Annotated in this window: 12 protein-coding genes; 9 read left to right on the top strand and 3 right to left on the bottom strand. The window is 64.3% G+C overall.

Going from position 1 to position 12564, the window contains the following annotated elements; translation table 11 throughout:
• Together I6F38_RS08555 and I6F38_RS08550 are read left to right on the top strand one after the other, a co-directional pair.
• A partial coding sequence (locus I6F38_RS08555) for a GMC oxidoreductase (RefSeq protein ID WP_249794107.1) occupies positions 1 to 572 on the top strand: 572 nt, incomplete at its 5' end.
• A gap of 28 nt (positions 573 to 600) precedes the next feature.
• Positions 601 to 1323, top strand: a complete 723-nt coding sequence (locus I6F38_RS08550) for a GntR family transcriptional regulator (RefSeq protein WP_028335658.1) — start codon at positions 601 to 603, stop codon at positions 1321 to 1323.
• 10 nt (positions 1324 to 1333) lie between these two features.
• Here I6F38_RS08550 and I6F38_RS08545 read toward each other — a convergent pair whose 3' ends face one another.
• The 3 genes from I6F38_RS08545 to I6F38_RS08530 form a co-directional block, all read right to left on the bottom strand.
• On the bottom strand, positions 1334 to 3124 hold the full coding sequence (locus tag I6F38_RS08545) for a chloride channel protein (RefSeq protein ID WP_225159988.1): 1791 nt from the start codon (positions 3122 to 3124) through the stop codon (positions 1334 to 1336).
• A 256-nt stretch (positions 3125 to 3380) separates the two neighbouring features.
• On the bottom strand, positions 3381 to 4115 hold the full coding sequence (locus I6F38_RS08535; RefSeq protein ID WP_225159983.1) for an SDR family oxidoreductase: 735 nt from the start codon (positions 4113 to 4115) through the stop codon (positions 3381 to 3383).
• A gap of 15 nt (positions 4116 to 4130) precedes the next feature.
• Entirely contained in the window at positions 4131 to 5165 is a 1035-nt protein-coding gene (locus tag I6F38_RS08530; RefSeq protein ID WP_057021071.1) for a LacI family DNA-binding transcriptional regulator, read from the bottom strand.
• A gap of 182 nt (positions 5166 to 5347) precedes the next feature.
• Between I6F38_RS08530 and I6F38_RS08525 the strand changes: the two genes are divergently transcribed.
• The 7 genes from I6F38_RS08525 to I6F38_RS08495 all read left to right on the top strand — a co-directional run bounded on the left by I6F38_RS08525 (position 5348) and on the right by I6F38_RS08495 (position 12509).
• Positions 5348 to 6649, top strand: a complete 1302-nt coding sequence (locus I6F38_RS08525) for a sugar ABC transporter substrate-binding protein (protein ID WP_225159981.1) — start codon at positions 5348 to 5350, stop codon at positions 6647 to 6649.
• A 58-nt stretch (positions 6650 to 6707) separates the two neighbouring features.
• On the top strand, positions 6708 to 7595 hold the full coding sequence (locus tag I6F38_RS08520; protein ID WP_225159979.1) for a sugar ABC transporter permease: 888 nt from the start codon (positions 6708 to 6710) through the stop codon (positions 7593 to 7595).
• Positions 7596 to 7599: 4 nt separating this feature from the next.
• Complete coding sequence (locus tag I6F38_RS08515; RefSeq protein ID WP_028335651.1) at positions 7600 to 8427, top strand: carbohydrate ABC transporter permease; 828 nt, start codon at positions 7600 to 7602, stop codon at positions 8425 to 8427.
• Positions 8428 to 8434: 7 nt separating this feature from the next.
• Entirely contained in the window at positions 8435 to 9439 is a 1005-nt protein-coding gene (locus tag I6F38_RS08510) for a zinc-binding dehydrogenase (RefSeq protein WP_225159977.1), read from the top strand.
• A gap of 6 nt (positions 9440 to 9445) precedes the next feature.
• On the top strand, positions 9446 to 10519 hold the full coding sequence (gene ugpC, locus I6F38_RS08505) for a sn-glycerol-3-phosphate ABC transporter ATP-binding protein UgpC (protein WP_225159975.1): 1074 nt from the start codon (positions 9446 to 9448) through the stop codon (positions 10517 to 10519).
• Between the two features lie 68 nt (positions 10520 to 10587).
• A complete protein-coding gene (locus I6F38_RS08500) occupies positions 10588 to 11475 on the top strand; it encodes a sugar kinase (protein WP_225159973.1) in 888 nt (295 codons plus the stop codon).
• The gene (locus I6F38_RS08495) at positions 11472 to 12509 is read left to right on the top strand and encodes a tagatose 1,6-diphosphate aldolase (RefSeq protein ID WP_225159971.1); all 1038 of its coding nucleotides are present in this window, start codon (positions 11472 to 11474) and stop codon (positions 12507 to 12509) included. Before I6F38_RS08500 ends, I6F38_RS08495 begins: the two co-directional genes overlap by 4 nt.
• The last annotated feature ends 55 nt before the right edge of the window (positions 12510 to 12564 follow it).

The following is a 12564-nucleotide window of genomic DNA, read 5'->3' as shown; positions in this document are numbered from 1 at the left end:
TGGGTGGAGCGGCTTGTACCGAATATGCGGTCGGTGGCCGTCCCGACGTGCAGTTCAACGTGATGCCGCTCTCCGTCGACAAGCCCGGCGAACCCCTCCACAGCTATTCCGGCTTCACGGCCTCGGTCTGGCAATGCCACGGCCGGTCGCGCGGACAGCTCGCGATCCGCTCGGCCGATCCGTTCGAGCAGCCGCTGATCGCGCCCAATTATTTCGCCGAGGAGATCGACCGCAAGACCATTGTTGCCGGCCTGAAGATCTTGCGCGAGATTTATCAGCAAAAGGCGTTCCGCCCGCTCTGGGACGTCGAAATGGTGCCGGGCGAGGCCGCAAATAGCGATGCGGGGCTGTGGGATTTTGCGCGCAACACCGGCGGCACGGTGTTTCACTGCGTCGGCACCTGCCGCATGGGCAGCGACGAGCGGGCAGTCCTCGATCCGCAGCTGCGGGTGCGCGGCGTCGAGCGGCTGCGCGTCATCGACGCCTCGGTGATGCCGCAGATCACCTCGGCCAATACCAATGCGACCAGCCTGATGATCGGGGAACGCGGTGCAGCCCTTATCATGCCGTGATTGGGCCGCTTGATTTCCGGAGGGCGAGATGGAATTGAGTTCCGACAGTCACGTCCCCAAATACGCGCAGATTGCCGATATCTTTCGCCAGCGGATTGCGCGCGGCGTCTGGAGTCAAGGTTTTCGCCTGCCGGCCAACGAGGATCTGGCGGCCGAGTTCGGCGTCTCGCGCGTCACCATCAGGCAGGCCGTCGAACTGCTCGCCCGCGACGGTGTCATCGAGGCGCAGCAAGGCCGCGGCACCTTCGTCACCGGGACTGTGCGACAGGACCGCTGGCTCAAGGTCGAGACCACACTGTCCGATCTCGCGGACATGTACCGCGACACCTCGCCGGAGATCATCAACATCTCGGAAAGCCGGAGCGATGCGCCGTTGCTTCCCGAAGACGGCAAGCCGGCCGAGAAATATGTCTTCATGCGCCGTCTGCACTCGCGCCAGAAGCAGCCTTACTGCGTCATTTCCATCTATCTCGATGAGAAGATCTTTCGCAGATCTCCCAAGCGCTTTCGCAACGAGACGGTGATCCCGATCCTCAACGACCTCAGGGATCCGGCGATCGCCAGCGCTCGACAGACATTGACGATCGGAACCGCTGATATCGAGGCGGCGCGGCTGCTGCGCGTGCCTTTGAATTCGCCGGTCGCCGAAGTCCGCCGTGTCTTCACGGCGAGCGATCGCACCGTGATCTATCTCGGTGAAGTCACCTATCGCGGCGATTTTGTGCGGATCGATATGGATCTAAGGCCATAGCGCGCAAGCATCACCGCGAAAACAGCTCCTGGTTCCGGCGTTCGAGCTCTTCCCCATAGGTGCGCAGCACATGGGATTCGCTTAAGGTGCCAATCGTGACGCGATGGTCGGCACGGTCGATGACCGCGAGGACGTCGGCTTCGCTCCGTTCAAAGGCCTTCAGGATCTCGCGAACCGACGTGGTCGGAAGCAAATACTCATCCTGCTGCTGGGCCAGCGACCCGAGCGGATCGTCGTCCCGATTGGTGACGGAATGCAGCGTCGCCGCCGCAACGATGCCGGCATAGCTGCCGTTCGGATCGCGCAGCACGACCTGTCGGACCTGCGCCGGCGAAAACAGCTTCTGCGCCTCGCCGATCGGCATGGTCGTCAGTGCATTCTCGAAGTCGGCGCGCATCAGGGACGCTGCGCTCATCTGACGGACCCAGCCGATGTCCTGCGGACCGCGGATCACCTCGCCGCGCAGGTGGAAGCGCCATGTCGCGAAGCTGTAGCCGAACAACTCGCGGACGATCAGCGCGCAGACCGATGATGCGACCACGGCCCCGACGGTCACGGAGAAATCGCCGGTGATCTCGAGCGCGAGACAAACCATGCTGAACGGTGCGCCGAGCACACCGGTTCCGAGTGCGGCGAGAGCCGCGATGGCGGCGGTCCCGGGCTGAAGCGCGAGCGTGGGGAAGGGGCCGGTCAGCACGACGCTGTAGAGCTGCCCGATCAGCGCGCCGAGCAGCAGCGAGGCGAAGAACAGGCCGCCGCGAAACCCGGAGCCGAGCGAGATGGCCGATGCCAGAATCTTGAGCACGATGGTCGTCGTGAGCAGGAGCCAGCTCGGATTGCTGACCAGCAGGATCTGCATTGCGCCATGGCCGGCGCCGAGCACGGTCGGCGTCAGCAGGGCGAGGCCGCCGAGCAGCAGGCCGCCGAGGATCGGACGCACGAAGCCGCTGAACAGCGTGACCCACTGAAAGCAACGTTCGGAGAATGCGACCGCGAGCATGACGAGGATGCTGACGAATGCGCAAATGATGCCGATTAGCACGGTCTGTCCGATCATCTCGACGGACACGGGCGATGGGAAGCCGGGCACCATCAGAAAGGACTGGTGCGTCAACCCCCGCGCCACCAGCCAGGCCGTGACGGCGCTGGCGATGACGGGCACGAGGGCGGCCGAGGTGTAGGCTCCCAGCACGACTTCGAAGGCATAGAAGGCGCCGGCCAGCGGAGCCGAAAACGCTGCGCTGATCGCCCCCGCCGCGCCGCAGGCCACCAACAGCCGCATGTCGTTGCGGCGGGCGGCGAGGCGCTGGCCGACATGGGAGCCAAACATCGAGCAGATCTGCGTATATCCCGCTTCCAGTCCGACCGATCCGCCGAATCCGTTGGACAGCAGAGTCTGGATCGAGATCAGCAGGCTGCCGCGGAAGGACACCCGGCCGCCATAGAGCGCGTTTGCTTCGATCGCGTCAGCGAGCTGCTGTCCCTTCACGCGCCGCGCGAAGTACAGCCCGATCAGCGCCAGGACCAGGCCGCCGACTGCCGGGATCAGCAGCGTGCGCTGCCAGGAAATCACGCCGGTGGCGCTCAGATGTGCGTCGAGGGGAATGTCGAACAGCAGCGCGTGCGAAGCCTGGCTGAGGCCCGAGATCGCGGCAACGAGGACGCCGCTCAGCAACCCGACGACAATGCCGACCAGCACGAGGCCGGTCTCGCGATTGCGCACGAAATTGCGCAAGAACTGCGGCAACAGACGGGTGCCGGGAGCAGGGGCCGGCTTCGCGGCATTTGTCGCCAGCGTCATCCTATGCCGGATCCCGCAGCTGGTCGGTGCGCACGACAGGGAAGCCGATCTTGCTCGACGAGCCGACCGACGCGCTCGGGTCTCGCTGCGAAGCGGCGGCGGTTGCCGTAGGACTCGAGGCAGGATTCACCGCGCGTCGAGCAGTTCGGTGCAGGCTCGCGATTCAAGGGGACTCCCGACGGTGCGAGGCGGTCCTCGTACCATTCCCAAACATTTTCGGCGACATTATGCAGGCCGTATCCGTTGGTTTCCTGGCTCATCCGGCAAGAAACCCGCCATCAACCGCGACGACGGTGCCGGTAGCATATTGTGATGCCGGCATGCAGAGGAACGCGACGGCTCCCGCAATGTCCTCCGGCTGACCCCAGCGCTTGAACGCGGTGCGGTCGGCGATGCGCTGATAGTGCGCGCGATCGGTGCGGCCGGCCGCATTGATCGCCGTTTCAATATAGCCGGGGGCAACCGCATTGACCCGGATGCCTTGCTCGGCCCATGCCAAGGCGAGCGCCTTGGTCAGCATCACGACACCGCCCTTGCTGGCGCAATAAGCCGGGATTCGCGGCAGCGCCAATGTCGCATTCATCGAGGCAAGATTGACGATCGCGCCCTTGCTCTCGGCGAGAAGCGGGCGGAACGCCGTGCAGGTTCGAAAAGTGCCCGTGAGATTGACGTCGAGCACCCTCATGAAGGTCTCGATCTCGTATTCCTTGTCGCGGGCGAGAATTCCCGCGCAGTTGACCAGCGCATCGACGCGCTTTTGCTGTCGGGCAAAAGAAGCGACAGCGTCGTCGTTCGTGACGTCGAGCGTCGCGAGTGCGAGTCCGGCGCGCGATTTCAGCAAAGTGCGCGCCAGATCGGTCTCGTTGGCCGCCGTTGCGGTCACCGTCGCGCCGAGGTCGCAAAACTGATTGCTGATCGCGGCGCCAATGTCGCCGGCGCCGCCGATCACCACGGCATGGAAGCCGGGCGCAAGAGAGAAATTTGAGCGCATTGCAGGGATCTCGCTTCAGGATTTGAGTGGGGGAGCCGTCGATTCACGGACCACCAGGGAGAAGTCGATCTCGCGATGCATGATGGTCTGCTCGCCGGCGAGGCTGCGCACCAGATATTCCCCGGCGCGCTGCCAGGTTTCTCCGGTCGGTACGTGGATCGTGGTCAGGCTCGGCCGTAAGTGGCGGCTCCAGTCGAGATCGTCGAAGCCGACCACCGACAGGTCACGCGGCACCGAAAATCCATCGCGCTCCGCCTCGAGCAATACGCCGTAGGCGATGACATCGTTGCCGCAGACGACGGCGGTCGGACGATCCTTCAGGTTGAGGAGATAGCGGGCCGCTTCGCGCGCGTCGTCCAGCGTGTAGGGCACCTCGACATGCCATTGCGGCGGAAGCTCCAGGCCGTTCTCGGTGAGCGCGCGGCGAAAGCCGGCGACGCGAGCGCTGGCGCGGTCGTTGTTGCGCTGGAGCGCCGAGACGATCCCGATGCGGCGGTGGCCAAGCTCGATGACGTGCGCGGCGGCGCGGTGGGCGGCCGCTTCGTTGTTGGTTCCGACGCACGGGTGGGGTCGATCAGGCTGGTAGATGCCGACATTGATGAAGGGAACCGCGTTGTCCGCAAGCAACTTGCGCAGTCCCTCGTGATGGCAGTCACCGCGCAGCACAAGTCCATCGACGCCGCGGCTGATCAAATTGCGCGCTTGCTGCAATTCGACGTCGAGATCGTAGCCGCTCGTGGTGAGGAACAGCATGTATCCGACCGAGGAGAGATACTGCTGCAGCGAGGCGATGCCGCGCGCGAACATCGTGTTGTCGATGGTCGGAACGATCGCGCCAAGCGTGCGCGAGCGCCGTGACGACAGGATGCGCGCCGGCGCATGCGGAATGTAGCCGAGCGCGTCGATGGCCTGTTCGATGCGCGCCCGCAGGGAAGGGCTCACCGCATCGGGATTGTTGAGCGCGCGCGACACCGAGGCCGTTGAGACGCCGGCACGGGCTGCGACGGCGCGGATGCCCTGTTTCACGGATTTGGCGTTGGTCAATCGCATCAATGTAACGTTACATTCGACAGGGCAAACCGCGTGGCAGCGGTAATCTCGTAAATTTGCCGCAGAATATCCGGTTTGTCCATTGCTTGACACAACCGATGTGAGGTCTAAATTGTAACCGTTTTCAAGTGGCGTTCAAAATGGCCCGCCAGCTTAAGGCGGCCAGCCGGGAGGAGAGTTCGATGAAGGTCAGGATGCTCGCGACGCACGTCGCGTTGCCCGTTCTCGCGATTGTCGCCGTCAGCGCGCAGGCTCATGCGGCCGATTTCGACTGGATGAAGTTCAAGGGTAGGACCGTCACCTTTCTCGCCAATAACAATCCGGTCGCGCAGGCGCTGCTGACCTACAGGGCCGATTTCGAGAAGCTGACCGGCATGACCCTGAAGGTCGACGGCTATCAGGAACAACAGATGCGCCAGCGTCTGGTCACCGTCATGAATGCGAACAGCGACGAGGTTGACGTGTTCATGACGCTGCCTTCGCGCGAGGGCGAGCAGTTCGCTGCGGCGGGCTGGTACGGCGATCTCACTGCGATGGCCAAGAACGAGGTGGCCAAGGAATACGACCCGGCCGGGTTGAGCCAGGCTCTGCTCAAGGCCGCGACCTTCGGCGGCAAGCTGACCAGCATGCCGATGAACATCGAAGGTCCGATCTTCTATTACCGCACCGACATCTTCAAGAAGTGCGGCATTGAGGCGCCGAAGACCATCAAGGATGTCGAGGCGGCGGCCGAGAAGATCAAGACTTGCGACAGCGCTGTCACGCCTTTTGTCTCGCGTGGCCTCAAGCCCGCGGTCGCCTACACCTTCAGCAACATGCTGCACAACATCGGAGGCAGCTACATCGCAGGCGGCAAGTCGAACCTCTGCTCGGCCAAGGGCAAGGAAGCACTCGACACCTATAGCCGGCTGCTGCGCGACTTCGGTCCGCCAGGTGTGGTCAACTACAGCTTCCAGCAGATTTCGGCGCTCTACCGCAGCGGCCGCGCCGCGATGGCGTTCGAATCCTCGAATGAGTTGCGCACGGTGATGGAGGGCGGCGCGCGCCTGAAGGACACCGGCCTGTTGCCGTTCCCGGCAGGCGAGGCCGGCCAGGTGCCGACCACGATCGGCTGGGGCATGGCGGTGTCTTCGCACAGCAAGCAGCCGGACGCGGCCTGGTACTTCGTGCAGTGGGCAACCAGCCCCGAGGTGCAGAAGAAAATGGCGCTCCAGGGCATTGCCCCGCCGCGGCCGTCGGTTGCCAAGGATCCTGAGTACCGCAAATGGATCGACGAGGAGCCGGTCCGCAAGGAATGGCAGGCTGCGCTCGACGTGCTTGCGACCAAGGGCTCCTCCGAGGTCGGCTATCCCATCATCGCCAACCCGGAATCACGCGAATTCATCGGCCAGGCCGTGCAGGACCTGATCTTGAAGCAGAAGCCGATCGACCAGGCCTGTGCTGATGCCGACAAGGCGCTCGATGCGCTGATCGCCCAGAAGTAACCGCCTGATGCTGGCAGGCTTATGCCTGCCGGCTCCTCACTCTCAAGGAAACGGACGCATGTCGGACGCGGCTGCGACACTCACGCAGGACCGGCAGAAGCTGGAAATGGCGACGCTCTCGGCGCCGGCCGTGATCTTCACGGTCGCGATGATCGCGTTTCCGGTCGTCTATACGATCTGGCTCGGCTTCCAGACATTCTCCTCGACCGGCAAGCAGTCCTTTGCGGGCCTCGCCAATTATTCAAAGCTGATCTCCGACTACGAGTTTTGGCACGGACTCTGGATCACCATAGCGCTCTATGTGCTATCGTTGGTGCTCCAGCTCGTCTTTGGCGTGTGGCTGGCTCTGGTGTTGTTTCACGCCAGGCGCCTGCCGGGAATCGTGCGCTCGCTGTTCATCTCCCCGTTCATGATGCCGCCGGTGGTGGCGGGCATGATGTGGCTGGTGATCCTCGATCCCTCGCTGGGCGCGGCCAACTACGTCCTCCAGTCGTTCGGCCTGCCGTCGTCGGACTGGCTGGCGTCGCCGACGTGGGTCATTCCGACCGTCGCTCTGATCGACAGCTGGCAGTGGACGCCATACGTCGCCTTGATCGTGCTGGGCGGCCTGCAATCGCTGCCGCCGAGCGTCTACGAGGCCGCGCAGATCGACGGGGCATCGCCGTTCAAGACTTTTCAGCGCATCACGCTGCCGCTGCTGCTGCCGACCATCGTCACCGCGGCCATCCTGCGCAGCGTCGATCTCCTGCGCTTCTTCGACATCATCTATATCACGACCCAGGGCGGCCCCGGCAACGCCTCGAACACGCTCAACATCTACGGCTTCCGGGTGGGTTTCGAGTTCTTCAACATCGGTTACGCCAGCGCCCTGATGCTGACGCTGACGGCGATCGTGTTCGGTGCCGTGCTCGCCTTCAACCGCCTGCGCGGCGCCGTGGCGTGGTGATGTCATGACGGATGCCGCCAACACCGACCGCTGGATCCGCTGGCTCAACACCGTGCAGCTCGTGCTCGCCGGCGTGCTCATCATGGCGCCGACGGTCTGGATGGTGTTGTCCTCGTTCAAGCCGTCGTTCGAGGTGACGGCCTATCCGCCGACGCTGATCTTCACGCCGACGCTCGACAATTATGTCGAGCTGACGAAGACCACGCCGTTCCTCAGCTATGCGCTCAACAGCCTCATCGTCACCGTCGGCTCGACAGCGCTCGGACTACTGTTCGGCATCCCCGCCGCCTTCGCCGTCTCCTGGACACGGATCTCGTGGCCGGCGATCCTGACGCTCGCCGCGCGCATGGCGCCCGGCACGCTGTTCCTGCTGCCGTGGTACGTCATGTTCCGGCAGGTCGGGATGATCGGCTCGTACACCGCGCTGATCCTGAGCCACGCGGTCATCACGCTGCCGATCGTGATCTGGGTGCTGCTGCCGTCCTTCGACGGCATCCCGCGCAGTGTCTTCGAGGCGGCGCAGGTCGACGGGTGCAGCGTCACGCGCATCCTTTGGCGTATCGCGCTGCCGCTGGTGGCGTCCGGCGTCGCCGTCTCGGCGATCCTCGCCTTCGTCTTCTCATGGAACTACTTCCTGTTTGCGCTGGTGCTCTCCAACGGCGACACCAAGACGCTGATCGCGGCGGCCTTCAACTTCATCGGCGAAGGCTCGACGCAATGGGGCGCCCTCATGGCCGCGGCGACGCTGATCGCGCTGCCGCCGCTGGTGCTGGCTGCCCTGGTTCAGCGCTGGCTGGTATCGGGACTGACGCTCGGTGCGGTGAAAGGCTAGGTATCTGATGAACGTATCACCCCGTCCGAATTCGATCATGCAGGCCGCGGTCTTCCACGGCGGCGACCGCATCACCATCGAGCGCGTGGCAATGCCTGACGTCGGCACAGGTGAAGTGCTCGTGCGCGTTTCGCGCACCGCGCTGTGCGGTTCGGACTTCAAGCTCTGGCACAAGGGCGCAGAGTTCACCGCCGGCCATGAGATTTTCGGCGTGGTCGAGCAGCCCGGTCACCGGCTGCATGGTCGCCGCTGTGCCGTCTATATTCCACTCCACTGCGACCATTGCGCGGCCTGCAAGCGCGGCGATACCCAGATGTGCCTGGAGGTCTCCAGCCTGATCGGCTGGAACCGGCCGGGCGGCTACGCCGAATACGTGCCGGTGCCGGAGAATTGCCTGCTGCCGGTGCCTGACGATATCGAGGACAGCCTCGCGCCGCTCTTGCTCGACACCATCGGCACGTCGGGTCACGCCGTGCGTTTCGTCAGCCGCGTGGTGCCGCCCGGTGAGGCCGGACCTGTTCTTGTCATGGGCGCCGGGCCGGTCGGCCTCGGCGTCGTGCTGGCGCTCCGTGCGCTCGGCTACAACGACATCTACGTTGCCGACCCCAATGCGACGCGGTTGAAGATCGCGCAATCCTTCGGCGCGAAGGCGCATCCCGTGGGCGACACCTCGAAGCGCTTTGCTCTCATCATGGAATGCTCCGGCGCGCATGCGGCGCGCAACCTCGGCATCGAGCTCGTCCTGCCGCGCGGCGCGCTGGTGCTGGTCGGCGAGAACGCCGCGCCCTGGACCATCGAAGAGGGCAAGGTGTTCCGCCGCAAGGACTTCTACATGATCCGGACCTTCTACTTTCCGGTCTCGGATTTCGAGCCGAACATCGAATTGCTGCGCAAGTTCAAGGACGAATACCGCGTCCTCGTCGACGGCGAGTTCGGCTTGTCGGCCCTGCCTGAGAATTTCGCCCGCTTTGCCAGGGGCGAGCTGATCAAGCCGGTACTGGCGCTGGATTAAGCGATCATGGCCTCGATCTCGATCCGCAACCTCGTCAAGCGCTACGGCAGTTTCACCGTGATCCCCGATCTCAATCTGGAGATCGCGGACCATGAATTCGTCGTCTTCGTGGGGCCGTCCGGCTGTGGCAAGTCGACCCTGCTGCGAATCATCGCGGGTCTCGAGCCGATTACGTCGGGTGACCTCTACATCGGCGACAAGCGCGTCAACGGCGTGCAGGCTGCGCAGCGCGACATCGCGATGGTGTTCCAGGACTACGCGCTCTATCCGCACATGCGCGTCTACGACAATATGTCGTTCGCATTGGAGCTGCGGGGAACGCCGAAGGCGGAGATCGATGCGCGCGTGAAGCGTGCCGCCGCGCTCCTGCACATCGAGCCCTATCTCGACCGCAAGCCGAAGGAGCTCTCCGGCGGACAGCGCCAGCGCGTCGCCATGGGCCGTGCGATTGTGCGCAATCCCAAGGCGTTCCTGTTCGACGAGCCGTTGTCCAACCTCGACGCAAAACTGCGCGGGCAGGTGCGGGCCGAGATCAAGGCGCTATCGCAGGAGCTCAAGACCACCATGGTCTTCGTGACCCATGACCAGATCGAGGCCATGACGATGGCCGACCGGATCGTGGTGCTCCAGAACGGTACGATCCAGCAATACGACACGCCCGAGACGGTCTACGAGCGGCCGGCCAACCAGTTCGTCGCCGGCTTCATCGGCTCGCCCGCCATGAACTTCTTCCCGGTCGAATGGCGTGAGGAGCGCGCGATCCTTTCGCAAGGCGCAACGGCGGTGCCGCTGGACGGTGAGGCCGCAAGCCGCCTGCAGCAGGCGGGAAATGCCGTGCTCGGCATCCGTCCTGAACATTTTGCCGTCACGATCGATGCGGCGGACGGCATCGCCATCAACGTCAAGCTGGTCGAGCCGCTCGGCTCGGATACCCTGATCCATTTCGATCTCGCCGGCGTCTCCGCGATCGCAAGGGTCGATCCAGCGTTGCGACCAAAGCCCGGCGATCGCCTCAGCTTGCGGCCGCAGCCGGGCAAGACGTATTTGTTCGATGCAGCGAACGGGCAGGTTTTGCGGTGAGCGCATCGGCGAACATAGCAGCTCTTTCAGCGCTCGCGGATGTGGCGTCGGGAGCCAGGGGCGTCCAGGTGATCTGCCTTGGGCTGTCCGCGCTCGATCAGGTCTGGCGTGTCGATCAGCTCTTTGCGGGCAACAGCGAGAAGATAAAGGCCATCGACTACGGTACCCTTGGCGGCGGAATGGCCGCCAATGCCGCGGTCGCGGTCGCGCGGCTCGGTGCCTCCGTCGCGTTCTGGGGGCGGGCAGGGGACGATGCCGCCGGGCACGAGATGCGGTCGGCTTTTGCGGCCGAAGGCGTCGACGTCGAGAATTTCTGGCTGTTCCCTGATGGCCGCTCATCGGTCTCGGGGATCATCGTCGACAGTTCGGGCGAGCGGCAGATCGTGAACTTCCGTGGTCTCTTTCCGGAAGCGGCCGATTGGCTTCCGCTTGAAGCCGTCGCTCGCGCATCCTCGGTGCTGGCCGATCCGCGCTGGGTGCAGGGTGCCGCGACGCTGTTTCGCGAGGCGCGTGCGCGCGGCATTCCGACGGTGCTCGACGGCGACATGGCTGATGCCGAGGTATTCGAGCGACTGCTGCCCCTGACCGACCACGCGATCTTCTCCGAGCCTGCGCTCGCCTCGTTCGCCGGATCTGCCAAAGACGAATCTCTCGCAGCACTGGCGCGCTTCGGCTGCAGTGTCATCGCCGTCACGCGCGGCGAGGGCGGCGTCAGTTGGTACGAGAATGGCCAGCTGCACCGGCACGCCGCCTATGCCGTCGATGTCGTCGATACCACCGGCGCCGGCGACGTCTTCCATGGCGCCTATGCCCTTGCGATCGGCGTCGGCCTCGATGTGCGCAACGCCATGGCGTTTTCTGCAGCCACGGCCGCGATGAAATGTCGCCACGCCGGTGGCCGCAACGGAATCCCCACCATCAACGACTGTCTTGCATTCATGAGGACGAAGCCATGAGAACGATTGGAAAGAACCGCGGGCTGGGACGCCTTGCTGACGCGGAAGGCCACTTTCGCATGGTCGCGCTGGATCAGCGGCCGCCGCTGTTCGATGCCATTGCGAAGGCGAAGGGAATCACGCGGGATCAGGTCGAATATTCCGACGTCACGGCGGCCAAGCGGCTCCTCGTGGAGAACCTCGCACCGCATTGCAGCTCGATGTTGTTCGACCCGAATTTTGCCGTGCCCGCCGCGATCGATCTGTTGCCGCCGCGCTGCGGCCTGATCATGACGCTGGAGGAGCATCGCGTCGAGGAGACCGCGGGCGGTCGCAAGTCGCGCGCGATCGCCAACTGGAGTGTGGAGAAAATTCGCGCCATGGGCGGCGACGCCGTCAAGGTGCTGGCCTGGTATCGGCCGGATGCGGACGCCGCGGTCAACGAGCATCAGAAGCGCTTCGTGCGCGAGATCGGCGAGGAGTGCGCCCGCCACGACGTTCCCTATGTTCTTGAACTGCTGGTCTATCCGTTCCTTGGCAGCGCCAATCACACCGCCGATTACGTGGAATCGCCCGGCAAGCTGCCGGGCCTCGTCATCGATAGCGTGCGCGAGTTTGCCAAGTCCGAATACGGCGTCGATCTCCTGAAGCTCGAGAGCCCTCTCGCGGCCAACAGTCTGCCGGCCCGTGACGGCAGCGCGGAAGCCAAGGCCGCGCAGAAGGAATTCGATGCGATCGGCGATATCTGCCGCGAGCGGAGCATTCCCTGGGTCCTGCTGTCGGGCGGCGCCGCGCCGGAAAAATTCGAGCGTGTCCTCGACTTCGCCTATGCCGCGGGCGCGGGCGGTTTCCTGGCCGGTCGCACCATCTGGCTCGATGCCGTCCTGAAGAATTTCCCGGACCTTGCGGCGGTCTCGGCGGGCCTGCGCAAGGATGGCCTCGGCGTGCTTGAGCGGCTCAACAAGCTGACGACGGCGAAGGGCACGCCGTGGAAGGCGCGCTTCCCTGTATTCACTGACATCAAGCAGGAGGGTGACTTCGCGCGCGCCTATTGAAATGGTAACGGCGCAACGTGTCTTGGTGGGTCCGGCAGGACTCGAACCTGCAACC

Source organism: Bradyrhizobium sp. BRP56 (genome assembly GCF_020194035.1).
GTDB lineage: Bacteria > Pseudomonadota > Alphaproteobacteria > Rhizobiales > Xanthobacteraceae > Bradyrhizobium > Bradyrhizobium australafricanum.
Note: the sequence above shows the minus strand (reverse complement) of the source record. Positions and strands in the feature narration are given on the sequence as shown.